The organism is Actinokineospora sp. NBRC 105648, assembly GCF_030269645.1.
Taxonomy (GTDB): Bacteria; Actinomycetota; Actinomycetes; order Mycobacteriales; family Pseudonocardiaceae; genus Actinokineospora.
This window is the reverse complement of record NZ_BSTR01000049.1, coordinates 1-14,523: the sequence shown is the minus strand read 5'-3', so window position 1 is coordinate 14,523 and position 14,523 is coordinate 1. Positions and strand designations below refer to the sequence as shown.

The 14,523-nt window shown below is 62.7% G+C and carries 15 protein-coding genes and 1 pseudogene; 10 read left to right on the top strand and 6 right to left on the bottom strand.

Translation table 11 applies throughout. The features are described from left to right. Nucleotides 1-136: 136 nt before the first annotated feature. Together QSK30_RS29895 and QSK30_RS29890 are read right to left on the bottom strand one after the other, a co-directional pair. Nucleotides 137-871 (bottom strand): hypothetical protein, encoded by a 735-nt coding sequence (locus tag QSK30_RS29895; RefSeq protein WP_285507951.1) that lies wholly within the window; start codon nt 869-871, stop codon nt 137-139. Nucleotides 872-897: 26 nt separating this feature from the next. Beyond that, nucleotides 898-1,146: a hypothetical protein gene (locus QSK30_RS29890; protein ID WP_285507949.1), complete on the bottom strand. Its 249-nt coding sequence runs from the start codon at nt 1,144-1,146 to the stop codon at nt 898-900. A 915-nt stretch (nt 1,147-2,061) separates the two neighbouring features. Between QSK30_RS29890 and QSK30_RS29885 the strand changes: the two genes are divergently transcribed. The 3 genes from QSK30_RS29885 to QSK30_RS29875 all read left to right on the top strand — a co-directional run bounded on the left by QSK30_RS29885 (nt 2,062) and on the right by QSK30_RS29875 (nt 4,834). Next, on the top strand, nt 2,062-3,654 hold the full coding sequence (locus QSK30_RS29885) for a recombinase family protein (protein ID WP_285507947.1): 1,593 nt from the start codon (nt 2,062-2,064) through the stop codon (nt 3,652-3,654). Between the two features lie 117 nt (nt 3,655-3,771). Next, a complete protein-coding gene (locus QSK30_RS29880; RefSeq protein WP_285507944.1) occupies nt 3,772-4,227 on the top strand; it encodes a hypothetical protein in 456 nt (151 codons plus the stop codon). Nucleotides 4,228-4,252: 25 nt separating this feature from the next. Next, complete coding sequence (locus tag QSK30_RS29875) at nt 4,253-4,834, top strand: NUDIX hydrolase (protein WP_285507942.1); 582 nt, start codon at nt 4,253-4,255, stop codon at nt 4,832-4,834. On the opposite strand, the gene QSK30_RS29870 is transcribed toward QSK30_RS29875, so the two are convergent. Continuing rightward, nucleotides 4,791-6,209 carry a helix-turn-helix domain-containing protein gene (locus tag QSK30_RS29870; RefSeq protein WP_285507941.1) on the bottom strand — a complete coding sequence of 473 codons (1,419 nt, stop codon included), beginning with the start codon at nt 6,207-6,209 and terminating at the stop codon, nt 4,791-4,793. The two genes, QSK30_RS29875 and QSK30_RS29870, sit on opposite strands and share 44 nt — an antisense overlap. Before the next feature lie 267 nt (nt 6,210-6,476). Between QSK30_RS29870 and QSK30_RS29865 the strand changes: the two genes are divergently transcribed. The 5 genes from QSK30_RS29865 to QSK30_RS29845 all read left to right on the top strand — a co-directional run bounded on the left by QSK30_RS29865 (nt 6,477) and on the right by QSK30_RS29845 (nt 10,072). Beyond that, entirely contained in the window at nt 6,477-7,061 is a 585-nt protein-coding gene (locus QSK30_RS29865; protein ID WP_285507939.1) for a hypothetical protein, read from the top strand. Continuing rightward, on the top strand, nt 7,058-7,405 hold the full coding sequence (locus tag QSK30_RS29860) for a hypothetical protein (protein ID WP_285507937.1): 348 nt from the start codon (nt 7,058-7,060) through the stop codon (nt 7,403-7,405). The genes QSK30_RS29865 and QSK30_RS29860 overlap by 4 nt, the downstream gene beginning before the upstream one ends. Before the next feature lie 180 nt (nt 7,406-7,585). Continuing rightward, nucleotides 7,586-7,741 (top strand): hypothetical protein, encoded by a 156-nt coding sequence (locus tag QSK30_RS29855; protein WP_285507935.1) that lies wholly within the window; start codon nt 7,586-7,588, stop codon nt 7,739-7,741. Continuing rightward, entirely contained in the window at nt 7,741-9,039 is a 1,299-nt protein-coding gene (locus tag QSK30_RS29850) for a replication initiator (protein WP_285507933.1), read from the top strand. The genes QSK30_RS29855 and QSK30_RS29850 overlap by 1 nt, the downstream gene beginning before the upstream one ends. A gap of 445 nt (nt 9,040-9,484) precedes the next feature. Continuing rightward, the gene (locus tag QSK30_RS29845) at nt 9,485-10,072 is read left to right on the top strand and encodes an HhH-GPD-type base excision DNA repair protein (protein ID WP_285507931.1); all 588 of its coding nucleotides are present in this window, start codon (nt 9,485-9,487) and stop codon (nt 10,070-10,072) included. A gap of 65 nt (nt 10,073-10,137) precedes the next feature. On the opposite strand, the gene QSK30_RS29840 is transcribed toward QSK30_RS29845, so the two are convergent. Next, nucleotides 10,138-10,962, bottom strand: coding sequence for a 5'-methylthioadenosine/S-adenosylhomocysteine nucleosidase family protein (locus QSK30_RS29840; RefSeq protein WP_285508031.1), 825 nt, complete (start codon nt 10,960-10,962; stop codon nt 10,138-10,140). A gap of 154 nt (nt 10,963-11,116) precedes the next feature. Here QSK30_RS29840 and QSK30_RS29835 point away from each other — a divergent pair, with 154 nt between their 5' ends. Continuing rightward, nucleotides 11,117-11,644, top strand: a complete 528-nt coding sequence (locus QSK30_RS29835) for an HhH-GPD-type base excision DNA repair protein (RefSeq protein ID WP_285507930.1) — start codon at nt 11,117-11,119, stop codon at nt 11,642-11,644. A gap of 348 nt (nt 11,645-11,992) precedes the next feature. After that, nucleotides 11,993-12,499 (top strand): annotated as a pseudogene (locus QSK30_RS29830) (HhH-GPD-type base excision DNA repair protein); the annotation flags it as partial. A gap of 8 nt (nt 12,500-12,507) precedes the next feature. On the opposite strand, the gene QSK30_RS29825 reads toward QSK30_RS29830, so the two are convergent. Together QSK30_RS29825 and QSK30_RS29820 are read right to left on the bottom strand one after the other, a co-directional pair. Continuing rightward, nucleotides 12,508-13,281, bottom strand: coding sequence for a DUF6414 family protein (locus tag QSK30_RS29825; RefSeq protein ID WP_285507928.1), 774 nt, complete (start codon nt 13,279-13,281; stop codon nt 12,508-12,510). Continuing rightward, a complete protein-coding gene (locus QSK30_RS29820; protein ID WP_285507926.1) occupies nt 13,278-14,180 on the bottom strand; it encodes a TIR domain-containing protein in 903 nt (300 codons plus the stop codon). Before QSK30_RS29820 ends, QSK30_RS29825 begins: the two co-directional genes overlap by 4 nt. Between the last annotated feature and the right edge of the window lie 343 nt (nt 14,181-14,523).

The following is a 14,523-nucleotide window of genomic DNA, read 5'->3' as shown; positions in this document are numbered from 1 at the left end:
CGGCCCACCACGATGTACCGCATGACGCCCAAGCTGCGCCTCGCCCAGAGCCCGGAGGCGGACGCCCTCCTCAAGCAAAGCCCCTAGGCACTGATCTCGGGAATGCTGCTGGACCAGCACAGTGGTTGATGTACGACTATGTGCCGTCGAGTTCATCGAGCAGACGGGCGGCCGCGGCGGGATCCATGAGGTTTGAGTAGACCTGTTCTCCTGGGCGGAGTGGGCGTTCAGGCATCGCGAACTCCGGATACCAAGTGTCCCGGTCACATCCTGGAACAAGGCTCAGAACCACGGCGACGAGGTCGTCCGGCACGGACCCGACAATGCGGAGTGCCACGTACGTCGCGTGATCCTCAGTTCCCTGGACCACGACACCCAATTCGGCCCCACCGATGTCAGCGACGTGCTCGCGTCCATCGAGAAGGGATGCGCAGACCACCTGGTGCACCGCGGCGCGAAGTTCGCGCAGCAGTCGGATTCCAGCTTCGGCGCGGTACCGATCGCGATCGTCCTGGTCCGCAAGCCACTCGCCGCTGTGAGTCTGAGTCGTGAGAGGTGGAGAGTGCTCGGCGTTGTACCGGGCGCGGGCCGCCTTCATCGCCGTGGCTAGCGCCTCGTAGAAGTCGTCACGACTTCCGTCCTCTCGAACGCCAGCCGCGATCAACCAACTCGGTTCACCGCCATCAACAACCGCGCCGCGCCAACGCTGCACCTTGACCTTGAACATAATCGCGTCGTCCACTGACCTGATCCGCTCACGCGGACCTGTCGGCACCGCGAACTGGCCGTTTGCCTTGCCGATCAGCGGGTGGTCAAGTTCATTCAAGGGCTCATTTACCGGCGGAACTTTGAGACCCAGTTCTTCGCGCAAACAGCGCAGGGTCGGACGAACAGACATCAGGACTCGCTGACCCCACCAAGCTCATCAAGGCGTTCCTGCGACAACCCTGTCAAGATCGCGACCCGACTGGCGTCGGTCCCGTCAATCAACTGCATAGTCCGACGAAGAGATGCGCCGATCTCCTCACGACGAGCACCGAGGTACTCGCGGACAGCAGCCTCCAGTAAATCTTTCTGCGTCGTACGCAGCGCTGTGGCCGCATGCGCGAGCAGCGAGTGCGTCTCCTGATCAATCTTCACCGGCACCGAAGCTCCAGCCATGACACACCTCCCGGTAGTCAATGCTACCTGGGTACCACAGCGTGTCAAGGCCGCCATCAGACACCCATGCTTCTTGACCAGGGACGATGCTCACCCAACAGCCTGTGCTCCCCGTCCCACACATGCTCAGATCACTCCGCGACCCCAGGCGAGGCGTGCCACGATGTAGCGCATGACGCCCAAGCTGTGCCTCGCCCAGAACCCGGAGGCCGACGCCCTCCTCGACCAGGTCACCTGGCGCTGATCTTGGGAATGCTGCTGGACCAGCACAGTGTTTGATGTATGACTAACTTCGGTGCAACGTCGCACGCGGATCGTTGTGAGGCGCGTCAGGCACGCGCGATCAACTGTCAATAGGATGGCTTTCTCGCACATTCAGGACAAACAGGATCATTCGACGAATGATCTCCTGTCGCCAAGCCTCCATAAACTGTGCCAATTTGAATCACAGTCTTAAGGCAATCCGCGCGAGCAACATTTGTCAGGTTACCGCCAGCCGGAGATTCAGCCTCAACATATACCGCGGTTCGCATTGACGCATCCTTGTTCATTCGAGCTCGAATGCGATCAACGAAGATGTTAGCCAGACCATAGAAGAAGCGAGCAGAGAAGACCACAAGCCCTAGAGCAACCGCCAGAACCAAACCCCAGAGGAGCACTTCGCCCGGCCGAAGGGCAGGCTCCGCCCTCGGACTAGATGACGAAAAGGCTCATGCGGTCCATTGCTCGGTTTCCTACAATCTCAACTTCTCCTTTAGGGCAGGGTCAAGCTAGCCGGAACCGGCCCGGCGAGCATACCGCCGCCACACCCACAGCGCAGGTGAACACGCCAACGCGCTCGCACCGACTCTCCACAGAAACCAGGTGACATCAACAGATGGTTCGATGTATGACTAGAGCATGACGCCTGCTGACCAGGTACGACGTGCTCACTGGGGCGACCTGACCGGCCTCAACATCGCCGGGCTCGTCCGCCTCTCGTTCGAGCTGGACCAGGACACCCCCACCAGGGCGATCACCGGCAAGGACATCCGAGGCCGCGACGAGCAGGAGAAGGACTGCCGCACCTACGTGGAGTCCCGGGGCGGCACCTACGCCCACACCTACATCGAGCCCGACACCTCGGCCTGGAAGCGCAAACGAGTCACGCTCCCCGACGGCCGCACGGTCTACCGCGTCATCCGCCCGGTCTTCGAGGGCGCTCTGGAGGACCTGAAGCGCGGCCACCTCGCCAACGGCACCCGCATAGACGGCCTGGTCGTCTACGACATCGACCGCCTCACCCGCGACAACCGCCACCTCGAAGACGCCATCGAGGTGGTCGAGCACTTCGGCCGCCCCATCATCGACATCACCGGCACGCTGGACCTGCTGACCGACAACGGCCGCACCGTCGCCCGAATCGTGGTCGCCACCAACAACAAGCAGTCCGCCGACACCGCCCGCCGCGTGAAGCGAAAGCACCGTGCCCTGGAACAAGCAGGCATCCCCACCGGCGGCCGTCGCCCGTTCGGGTGGAATGACGACAAGCGCACCCTGAACCAGCCCGAAGCCGACCTGATCCGCGAGTCAGCCCAACGCATCATCAAAGGCGCACCGCTGGGCGCCATCGTGGTCGACTGGAACGACCGCGGATTCACCACCAGCTTGGGCAACCGCTGGCTAGCCCAGACCGTGAAGATCGTCTTTCGCAACCCGAGGCTGTGCGGCTACCGCTCCCGCAACGTGCGTGAACAAGACCCAGAAACCGGCCACGACACCTTCCGCGTGGAGATCGTCCGCGACCCCGACGGCAACCCGGTCCAAGGCCAGTTCGAACCCATCCTGACCGTCCCCGAATGGGAGCAGGTCACAGCGATTATCGGCGCCAACGCGAAATCCGGCCGAGGCAAGAACACCCGCACCTACCTCCTGACCGGCACCCTCCGCTGCGGCAAGGACAACTGCAACTGCAAGCTCCGCGCCCTCAAAGCCCACGCCAGCCGCGTCAAGGACCCGAACCGCTTCTACTACACCTGCGAGTCCAAGCAGCAGGGCGGCTGCGGCGGAGGCGTCAGCATCCCCGGCAACGAAACCGACGAGTGGGTGACGGCAGCCGTCATCCGCAAGTACGAACTAGAAGCAGAACGCCGCAACGCCCAAACCGAGCCCGAACCCTGGCCCCAGGAAGCCGAACTGGCCGAAGTCCGAGCCGACCTGACCGAGCTGGCCAAGGCCCGCCAAGCACGCACCATCAGCGCGGCCCGCTACTTCGCCATGCTCCCCGACCTGGAAACCCAAGAGCAGGCCCTACTGTCAGACCGCAACCGCTGGCTGGCCCGCACCGCCACCGCAACCACCACCCACGCCGCCATCCGCGCGGACTGGCCGGACTACCCCCTGGCCCAGAAGCGCGCCCTGATCGAAGAGGCCCTCGCCGCGATCATCGTCCACCCCGCCCACGGCCGCCGAGGCTTCCACCCAGACCGCCTCGAACCCATCTGGCGAGAGTAGGGCGACGGCAGCGACCAATGCCCCCGATTTGTCCACCTCGACGCGCGATGATGACGTGGACACGTCAGCTATCCTGACGTGCGCGGTGGACAGCGGCAGACATCTTCAGGGGGCTCTGTGCACGAAGCAGATGAAGACGATGGCGATTCGATTCGGAACCTGTTCTCGGGCTACGCCGACCATGCAGTCCAAGCCGGGCACATCCACGGCGGAGTGCACTTCAATAGCACAAGTGACGATGAACACGACGACCGAGGTCCTGTCATCTACATTCCACGCTGGGCGCAAGTTGCGGTCTGGGGAGTTCTGTTCCTCGTATCAGCGTCATACTCAGTAGCCATTGGGCAGTATGAGCCCACTTTCTGGGACTGGGTGAAGTTATCCGTGTCGACGTTGCTGATACTTTACGCTTTCGTTGAGACCGAATACCAAATCAATGGCGACTTTTTCGGCCCACTGAGGTTTGTGTTCAGCATTGTCGTAATTGCTCTTGGAGTTGCCAAAGGCGTTGACTTCTTCGGAGAACTCGGGTGGCCTCAGACCGTCGGAAGCTGGCTCCTATGGCGATTCTGACCGCGCAGCACGGTAGCGTAAGCCCGTGACCGGGGAACTCGAACCAGCGCGCTGGACCATCCATGAGGAACGCCTGGTGGACGACACCCGTCGCCTGCACGTGGCGATCGCCCACGTCGAGTTGCCCGATGGCGTCCACTTCGAGCAGTACGTCCTGCGGATGCCCAAGGCCGCCATGACCGTCGTCCTCAACGACACCCGCGACCACGTCCTGATGATCTACCGCCACCGCTTCATCCCCGACCGCTGGACCTGGGAACTCCCCGGTGGCTACGTCGACCCCGACGAGGACGCGGCGCTCACCGCAGCCCGCGAGGTCGAGGAAGAAACCGGCTGGCGACCCCGCAGCCTCCGCCACCTCACCACCTTCCAACCGCTGGCAGGCACCGCAGACTTCGAGAACCTCATCTACCTGGCCGAAGGCGCCGAGAACACAGGCCAAGCCCCCGACATCAACGAAACCGCCCGGGTCGAATGGGTCCCCCTCGCGAACATCAAAGCCATGATCGCCACCGGTGAGATCATCGGCGCCGGAGCTCAACTCGGCCTGATGTTCGTGCTGGCTAACGCGACGGAACCGGAATCGCCGCCAGATCCATCTTCATGAGCAGCGCCGACACCTCCGGCACCGACCGATACCGGTTGAGCCGCCGCGCGACATCAGCCAGGTACGCGACGGTCCGAACAGACCGCACAGTCCCCGCCATCCCGAGCGCCACGGACGCAGTCACGCAGGCTTCCTCCGCCCGGCCCTGATCAGCCAACGCCGAAGCCAACAGGCACAGGTTGAACAACTTCCCCCGGTCGTACCCCTCGCTCATCTCCAACGACTCTCGCGCATACCGCTCCGACTCCACCGGGCGCCCCAAGTCCCGGAAGCAGTGCGCGAACTTCGCCGCTAGATACGCGGAATCGAAGTACCCCAACCATTCCGGCCGCTCCTGCCCCTCAGCCGCCGCCAATGCCCGCTCCGACTCACCCAGGGCATCCAGACAAGACCGCGTATGCCCCTGCAACGCATACCCATGCGCAGCCATCACCGCGGACTCCGACACCAACGCTGAAATCCCCGACCGCCCAGCGGTGGAGCGCGCCGACTCCGCCAGATCGATAGCGATCGCCCCGGACCTGAAGAACGCCGCTTGGTGACTCGTCCCAGCCAACATCTCAGCGGCACGGCCGTCGTCGTCAACGTCCTGGCACAACCGCAACGCCTGTCGCAGGTGCTTGCTGCCGGCGTCCGAATCCCCTGTGTCGTAAGCCATCCACCCAGCGAGCTGGTTCAACTCGGCTACGGCACCGTACAAATCCGCCCGCACCCTGTCCGTCGCCCAAGTCTCCCGCAGCAGCGGCACCACATCAGCGGAAAGGTAGTTGCTCACCGCCGACCGCGCGTGCCCGCCACCGAAGCGGTTGTCGACGCTGCGGAAGGTCCGGGTCATCTCCCGGATCATCGTCACTTCGGCGGCATCAATCCGCCGCTTCGCCGAAACCCCGGCCGCAGCCGTTCCGAACCACCCGAAGCCGGAAGCCGCCAGTCCGACCACCTTCAACATCTCTCGCCGACGCACGCTGTCCTCCCCGTTGGCATCGTTGATCACCAAGCTAGGGGCGAAGTCAGCGCTCGAATATGCGTGATGTGGTTGCTCGGACAGCCGGAACCACAGGTGCCGCTCCGGGATGCACAGCGCCCGCGCCCAGGCATCGAGCTTGTCCAGCTCGTTGATCGGCCCTTCCGACCGTTCGAGCCTGCTCACTTGACCTTGGGTGATCCCCAACCAACGCCCCAGCCGAGCCTGCGTCAACACGGGCCGGTGTTCATAGCGGTACGCGTAGAGGACCTGGCCGAAGTGCCGCACCCGGAACGCATCCTGTAGCGCCGGACGCCGCCAGAACTCCTCCGGCTTCGGTGGGGCCGACGAGGTCTTGCCGTCGCGCTTCAGGCACGGGCTGCACAACGCGCGCCGGTTGTCCGACGCCATGCGCGCACCGCAGCCGGCACACAGCCGCCGATCACTGTTCGTCCCCACCTGACCACTGTAACCGCACAGAGCGCCGCTGAGCTGCGGATATGCGCGACGTACATATGTCAGTGAGCCACGCTGTGGGGTGAATCCCGGTTGCTCCCGATGGTGGAGACATCACCTGAAGGAGGTCCAGATGGCGCACCCGATCCCGCGCGGCCCAACCATCAAGCTGCTCATCGACTCCATGCGCCGCGCGTCGGACGAACCGGCCAAGGGCAACCGATGACCATCAAGGTCCCGTACATCACCAAGTGGAGCGCGGAGGAATCCGCGCCCGCCCGAGTGCTGGCACTGCCCAGCGGCATCGGTTACGCGGACGAGACACTCGGCGACCGCGATTCACACGGCGTCCTATGGTCGAGAGGTGCATCGACGTTGGGCATTGGCAAACCCCAGTTCGGCCAAGTCCACACACCCCGCCAACGCCGAGCGATGCGCAAACTGCTGTGCCAGGTCTGCGCGGGCCCAGCAGATCAGGCCGACGACGGCGTGTTGTGGTTGCTCAAGGACCATCGCGACGATTGGCCCGGATGGCCCAACCGCATGGCGGTCACCGAGCCGCCGGTCTGCAAGCCGTGTGCCCAACTGTCCATCCAACTCTGTCCGGCTCTTCGCCGGGGCCACGTCCTGGTCCGCGCACGTGTCTGCCCGATCGTCGGTGTTCGCGGAATCCAGTACCGACTTCGGTTCTCAACCCTGATAGCGGACGAGCCGGAAGTAGTTCCCTTCGACAGTGCTCGCATCCGCTGGACACTTGCGGCCCAACTGGTTCGCGAACTCAGCGAATGCACGATCGGAGAGTCATGAGCGAAAGCCAGGAATGCCCCACTCCGGTGGCACCACCCGGTGGTGACGCCTACATGCTGTCCCGTCTTCCGCAGACCACCGCCCACGTGCTCAAGACGGCCGACCCCACGGAGCCCTGGCCAAAAGGAGTGCCGTCACTGGTGGAAGACATCGGGTATCTGATCAAATACGCCAATCAGGTACAACTGAGCCTGACAGAGGACTCTTTCGACGAAGGTATGGAAGTCGACAACCTCGACTCGACCGCGTACCGCGTGATCGAAGCGTGCCGTTGGCTGCAAGTCCACCAGGCCAGAAGGTATCGGATGATCGAATCTCGGAGCACACCACAAGGACGTTCGTAGCCGCAGCCAACCACCGGCAAGTCGTAGTACAACTAAAAGCTGCACCCCAAAAACATAAAAAAGCCTACGGGCGCGGCCACGGGTCGCAAAAACACTTCCATTCATGCTTCGGCATCGCAGCGATACGCATTTGCGCGCCAGACGCGACTTGCCACCGATGCATGAATGGAAGTGTTTTCGGTGGAGCAACACCCTGACCTGTGGGAGTGGGCCGATCAGGTGGCCCAGTCCGCACCGCTCTGGACCGATGAGCGCTGGGAACGCGCCAACGCCATCCTCGGTACCAAGATCGCCCAGCCACGCCCCGACCGCACCACATGGTCGGAGGCAGCCTGATGAACGCCGAGGACTGGCCCGTGTGGCTGCGGCAGCTCGGTGAGCGCGCCACCATGCCGGACTTCGACCGCTGGCGCCAGATGGTCGCCAGCGCCGGAGGCTGCACCCACCCGATCCGCCTGGTAGGGCAGTCGAGCACCGTCGACACAGCCACCGGCGAGATCCTGAGCAGCTACGACACCCGCGACGAGCCGACCGGCTACATCCTCACCGCCTGCGGCAACCGCCGGATGAGCCGGTGCGAGCCGTGCGCGCGGGTGTATGCGGATGACACGTTCCACCTCATCCGCTCCGGCCTGGCCGGAGGTCGCGACGTTCCGGAGTCAGTGGCCACGCATCCACGTGTGTTCGCAACGTTCACCGCCCCCACGTTCGGTCCCGTCCACTCGCGTGTGGACACCCGCCCATGCCACCCACGCGCAACCGGCCCGAGCTGCCGACTCAGGCACTCGGAGAACGACCCCGTCTTGGGCCAACCCATCGACCCTGGGACCTACGACTACCCAGGCGCCATTCTGTGGAACAACCACGCTGGCAAGCTGTGGCACGTCTTCACGGTCTACCTGCGGCGCCACTTGGCCGAGTTGCTTGGTGTGCCACGGTCGAAGCTGAGCAGCTACCTGCGGGTGGAATACGCCAAGGTCGCCGAGTACCAGTCGCGCGGCCTGGTCCACTTCCACGCCGTGATCCGCCTTGACGGCCCAGGTGGTCCCACAGACCCGCCACCGCTTGATACCGAGGCGCTTACGGACGCGATCAGCGCAGCAGCACGAGCTGCCCGCGTGTCCCTTCCAGACAGAACCCTGCGTTGGGGCAAGCAGCTGGACATTCGCCCGATCTCGTCCGGAAGCGGATGGTCAGACCAGCAGGTTGCCCGCTACATCGCCAAGTACGCGACCAAAGGCGCCGAAGCCGCGGGCACCATCAACCGTCCCCTAAAGACGATCAAGCACCTGCACCGCGTCCGCAGCCTGACCCCGCACGCCCGCCGCATGATCGAAACCTGTTGGAGCCTGGCTGACACCCACCCCGACCGCCACCTACGAGACTGGGCACACATGCTCGGCTATGGCGGCCACTTCTCAACCAAGAGCCGCCACTACTCAACGACGTTGGGGGCCATGCGCACCGACCGAGCCCGCCACCGCGCCGACGAGGCCCGCGAGTACAACGGCCTGCCGCCGCTGCCCACTGATGCCGATCGGATCGGCTCTTGGCACGTCCTCGGCACCGGCTACCGCACAACTGCCGAGGAGACCTGGGCCGAGACCATCCGAGAGCAGAAGCACCGTGGGTGATCCCGGTTCAAACTTTCTTCCCCCAGTTCAAGCGCGCCGCCAAGCGGCGCGGAGGGCGGCTGCGGCTTGGGCGAGCTTGCCGCCCACAGGCGGGAGCGCACGCCACGGCCGGGCTCCCGCTCCGCTCCGCCCGGCCGGGCGACCCTCCCACCGGGCGGCAAGCGTGCCAGTCCGCGCCGCCTCAAGACGATGTCCTCGCCGGACGGGCAGGTCTCCAGGATGGTCAGCGCGGATGGTTCGGCTTAGGTGGTCAGACCCGTGCCATCCCATCGACCTCCCAGAGGGATATCAGGTTGGGCGGGGGCCGCAAGCCTTGGTCAGCCACCACCAGACAGGCGGACGGTTGCAGCCCCCACCCAACCTGATCGGGCTACGCCAGGTCGACGGGATGGCACTCAGCCCGTCGTGTGGGTACAGGAGAGCCGCCTTATGCGATCCTCTCCCCATGACCGACAAGCCGAAGCTGTGCATAGCCCAGAACCCCGAGGCGGACGCCCTCCTGGAGCGCTCCCCCTTGGCCTTGGTGATCGGCATGCTCCTAGATCAACAAATCCAAATGGAGGTCGCCTTCAACGGCCCCTACAAGCTCTACACCCGTCTAGGCAACAAACTAGACGTCCACGAAATCGCCAACTACGACCCCGAAGCCTTCGCCACCCTAGCCACCACCCCACCCGCCATCCACCGCTACGGCGGCAGCATGGCCAAGCGAGTCCAGACCCTCTGCCAGTACATCGCCGAACACTATGACGGCAACACAGAAGCCATCTGGACTGACGACAAACCCACCGGCGCCGAAGTCCTCAAGCGCCTCAAGGCCCTCCCCGGCTACGGCGAACAGAAGGCCAAAATCTTCCTGGCCCTGCTGGGCAAGCAGTTGGGCATCACCCCGTACGGCTGGCGCAAAGCCGCAGGAGACTACGGTCTCGCCAACACTCGCAAGTCGGTGGCGGACGTCATCAGCACCGAGACGTTGCTAGAGGTAAGAGCCAATAAGAAGGCGGCCAAAGCTGCCGCTTTGAACAGTGACTGATCTATGACGAGCTGCAAAGTCGGCGCCGAATACACGGCTTCGACGCCCAGGGGCACACCTCTCCTTCAGCCCTGACCCTCGAACCCGAAAACCCCACCAAATACGGAAGACACCTCGGCGATAAGTTCGAACGCGAAGGCGGCGGCATGGTCGGCAGCTGCAGGCTGATTCGCAAGATCCATTTCGGCGGACTTTCCCGCAGTCAAGTCCGATATCCCTCGTACTACAATCGCAGGCAGGTCACCACTGGCGTGTGCGGCGAACAAGAAGCCCCAACCTTCCGTCTCGACCGCCAAGCTGTCGCCGCAAAACTGTTCGATCAGGTCATGTGTCTGCGTCCTGACTCCCGCCAAAATTTGTTCCCCCGACGCCAGAGGCCCCACATAGGACGTCGGAGTCTGCCCTGAAGTAACTCTATGGTGCCAACATTCCTTGCGCCGCACCATCCTCGCGACATGCACCAGAGGGAAACCGCAGCCGAACGACTTGATACGCGACTGAAATTTGTCGGTCAATTTCGCTGATTCATGTCCATACACGTAGTCGGCCGCAACAACGTCACCAATCTCCACATCCTTCAAACCACCTGCTACTCCCACAAAGATCGCCACCTCGGGCTCGAACCCATCGATCGCCCTACTTGTCTCGATCGCCGCAATATTGTTTCCCATTCCGGTTTCGACCAGCACGACGTTCCAATTGTTCGGACCACACCCGAAAGTTCCGACCTCATATATTGTTCCTGACGGATGCACAACTGTCCGAAGATCGACTAAATGCTTCCTGACTGCTCGGTATTCCAAACTGAGCGCAGTGACAAGCAATGCGGTTGGCCCATCACTGTTCAACGGTCCGCGACTTCGGACGACATCGACTCGCTTCGCGATCATTCCGCGGCGCCATCCAATCATGAATCAAGGATCCGTTCTACTGAAATCAAGGCTCGAACGTCCACAATGCACGCGTGCTGAGACCGCGCTCCATGCGACAACCGGCCCAGGCACGACCTCACTTTGATCGACGAAGACCAACACCGTGTTACACATGCGTTCACACATCTGTTGCGACCAGCAGATCGCCTTCAACGGCCCGTACAAGCTCTACACCCGCCTGGGCAACAAACTCGACGTCCACGAAATCGCCAACTACGACCCCGACGAGTTCGCCACCCCCGCCACCACCCCACCGGCAATTCACCGCTACGGCGGCGGCATGGCCAAACGAGTCCAAACCCTCTGTCAACACATCGTCACCGAGTGGGACGGCGACTCCACCGTCATCTGGACCCGCGACAAGCCCACGGGCGCCGATGTACTCGAACGCCTCAAGGCCCTCCCTGGCTACGGCGAGCAGAAGGCCAGAATCTTGCTCGCACTGCTCGGCAAGCAACTTGCCGTCATCCCGAAAGGTTGGCGGGAGGCAGCAGGCGATTATGGCTTGTCCGAAAGTCGCCGGTCAGTCGCAAACGTGGTTAACAAGGACACATTGGCCGAGGTACGAGCATACAAGAAGTCGCGAAGGCTGCCGCGAAGGAGAACAGCTAGGCGAGCAGGTATTGATAGCTCGAAGTAGTAAAAGGAGCGCCCAACGATATTTGACCACAGCGTCCAGTTCACACGTCAGGCAGGTCGCTTCTTCTGACACTTGTAGCAAGTACGAAAGTTGCCGCCGTTGCTAATCCCACAAGAAGGACATTTCCAGTCCAAATTCCGCACATGAGCCGGATTGGCGTGCGGGTTGAAATTATTGCACTTGTGGCAGGAATATCTGTCATCCGAGTTTTGTCGCTTGCACCGCTCACAGGTCCACGACATCGATGCCTCCTAGATTTAGCTTTTTCCAGAACATCGCTGTTCACCACCATCCATTACCGAACAATCGCCCTCCAGGCCATGTTCACCCCTTTGGCGGTACATACATTCGTCCATGTGTTGCGACCAGCAGATCCCGATGGAGGTGGCGTTCAACGGGCCCTACAAGCTCTACACGCGCTTGGGCAACAAGCTCGATGTCCACGAGATCGCGGACTTCGAGCCCGAAGCCTTCGCCACTCTGGCCACCACTCCTCCGGCCATCCACCGGTATGGAGGTTCCATGGCCAAGCGCGTTCAGGGGCTCTGCCAGTACATCGTCTCCGAGTACGGCGGCGACACCGAAGCCATCTGGACTCGGGACAAGCCCAGTGGGGCCGAAGTCCTTAGGCGGCTCAAGGCTCTCCCTGGTTTCGGCGAGCAGAAGGCCAAGATCTTCCTGGCGCTGCTGGGCAAGCAGTTGGGCGTCACGCCGTACGGCTGGCGGAAAGCCGCAGAAGGCTACGGGCCGGCGAACACCCGCAAGTCGGTAGCTGACGTGGTGAGTGCTGACACGCTGGCGGAGGTCCGCGCTTACAAGAAGGCAGCCAAGGCCGCGGCCAAGGGGAACGGCTGATCAACGGCTCAGCGGTAGACGGCGATCACGTTGAGTATCGCCAGGGGACCGCCGACCGATGCTTGGTCCGCTTGACCGGTTTTGGCGGCCTGCCGCCGCTGTTGCCGAGACAGGGGTGGGCGGCCTGGTAGGTCAATCAGTGTGTACCTCTTCGAGCGGGGTACCGCCTCTGAGAACCGCCCGAACACGGTGGCGCGGCCTTCCAACTCGTTGAACCGCTCGCCGATGACGCTTCGGCGGATCGGTAAGGCGAACTTGGGTGCGGCCGATCCAACACTGAGCACGACCGAGATCTTGTCGTTCAGGGCGTGCCTCACCTCTGTCAAAGCTGCCAGCTGCTCGTCGACCTTCTCGACTTCGGCCAGATCGTCAATCAGCCCGAACTTGCCGAACTGCTTCACGACATTGCTGATGGCTTGGTATTGGGGAGCGTTCATCACCGCGCTCACCACCTGCGAGATCTCGATCGTCCCCCTGATCAAACAGAACTGGTCCTCTTCGATCGCATCCAACTGCAATGCTTCACCTTGACGAAATTCGAGCAATCCCGCACTTTTCTGAATATATTCGTACAGTCGACTGAACCGGCCCGCCGGTGTCTGCCGGAGCGTCTTGCGCCAACTGTCCGATGACGAAACGTCAGTCTCATCCCCGGCTCCGACACCCATGCTACTAGCGGTGGTGTGCCGGTCTTCCTCATCGTAGAGCCCGCCCTCGAACGAGGACATGAAGCTATCGATCGTGGCGCTGTCGTAGTAGACGAAATCTCTGAGAATGCTCACGTCTGGTCCCCCAGCGTGTACTTTTCCAGCATCTGGGCGGATTCTTCGATACCTTCAGCGAAGTTACCATCGTTGAGCCAGTCGCTGCCTGAGGTGTCGACGTCCAGGCCCGCGCTCTTGAGCCGCTCGGTAAGCGTCTTGCGCTTCCCCGGAGACCCGTCGAACCGAACGATCAGACGACCGGCGACGTCACTGAACCGCTTGACCCGACCTACCTCGACCAGGACGGTCCGCTGCCTGCCGAGGGCATCGGCAATACCCGCCTCGTAGTAGACGTTCGGCCTCCCCTGTCCCTGAGCGGTCCGTTCGACGGGTCCGTCGTCATCGTTCTGCAAGTCTTCACGCAGCACGACAATCTCGTCGGGCGTGAGCAGCACAACCGCGGCGTCGGCCATGCTCAGGCCTTCGCCGACAACGTCTCCGACATATGGATTTGGTGTGCCCGTGCGACTGACCGCGTGGTCCCACTCGACTATCCTGAGCCCGAGCGCGCGAAGAAACGCCTTCATGGCAACGGCCGTCTTGCGATCGCGGCCGTGGATCAGGAAGACCCGCTTGCGGTCATCAGGCCCGGCATCCCGCCCAGGGGACCGGGCATCGGGCCGACTGGACGGCGCAGGTTCGGCCAATCCCCCGGGCGGGCCGACGACATACTCGTCTGTGACATCAGTGGCGCGGCCTGCCGCCCGCCACTCCAACGACGGCCCGCTGAGCAAGAGCACTGATGAGCGCGCGTCCTCCAGTTCGATCTCACGCATGATCACCTGGGCCGACACGTCACTTCGGGACACACGAAGCCGCTCAATCGCGTTCACCGAAACCGACTTGCCGTTGACGGTGATCACTGCTCCGTCCCGATATGGAGACAAGAATTGCTCTTCCAGTTGTTGCGCGGTCATGTCGAGTTTGACCTCGTCATGACCGGCACCTGTCACAGTTACACGGGCGTGAAAGTAGACCACAAGATCTCCGATTGAGGTGTTGCGCCGCTGGACGCAGAAGACAATAGCGTCTTCGAATTCCTCGATGCGCCTCAGACGCGACTTGACGGAGAAGTGTCGTCATACTGTCAACATGACGAGAATGCGACCTGCCGATCGCGGATCTACGACGAACTAGTACGGCAGCCGCCATTTGGGTTGTGACCTGCGGGAACGTGTGGTGGGGCCCGTGTTCGACGTGGAGCAGCCGCCTGTTGATCATGTGTTTGTGAAGACGACAGGATCGCAGGCGGCTGCGGCT

Excerpts from the sequence above, each read along its gene's own strand:
- QSK30_RS29835 (WP_285507930.1), top strand. The coding sequence starts at position 11,117 with ATGCGTTCACACATCTGTTGCGACCAGCAGATCGCCTTCAACGGCCCG.
- QSK30_RS29860 (WP_285507937.1), top strand. The coding sequence starts at position 7,058 with ATGAGCGAAAGCCAGGAATGCCCCACTCCGGTGGCACCACCCGGTGGT.
- QSK30_RS29850 (WP_285507933.1), top strand. The coding sequence starts at position 7,741 with ATGAACGCCGAGGACTGGCCCGTGTGGCTGCGGCAGCTCGGTGAGCGC.
- QSK30_RS29885 (WP_285507947.1), top strand. The coding sequence starts at position 2,062 with ATGACGCCTGCTGACCAGGTACGACGTGCTCACTGGGGCGACCTGACC.
- QSK30_RS29820 (WP_285507926.1), bottom strand. The coding sequence starts at position 14,180 with ATGACCGCGCAACAACTGGAAGAGCAATTCTTGTCTCCATATCGGGAC.
- QSK30_RS29840 (WP_285508031.1), bottom strand. The coding sequence starts at position 10,962 with ATGATCGCGAAGCGAGTCGATGTCGTCCGAAGTCGCGGACCGTTGAAC.
- QSK30_RS29870 (WP_285507941.1), bottom strand. The coding sequence starts at position 6,209 with ATGGCGTCGGACAACCGGCGCGCGTTGTGCAGCCCGTGCCTGAAGCGC.
- QSK30_RS29845 (WP_285507931.1), top strand. The coding sequence starts at position 9,485 with ATGACCGACAAGCCGAAGCTGTGCATAGCCCAGAACCCCGAGGCGGAC.
- QSK30_RS29865 (WP_285507939.1), top strand. The coding sequence starts at position 6,477 with ATGACCATCAAGGTCCCGTACATCACCAAGTGGAGCGCGGAGGAATCC.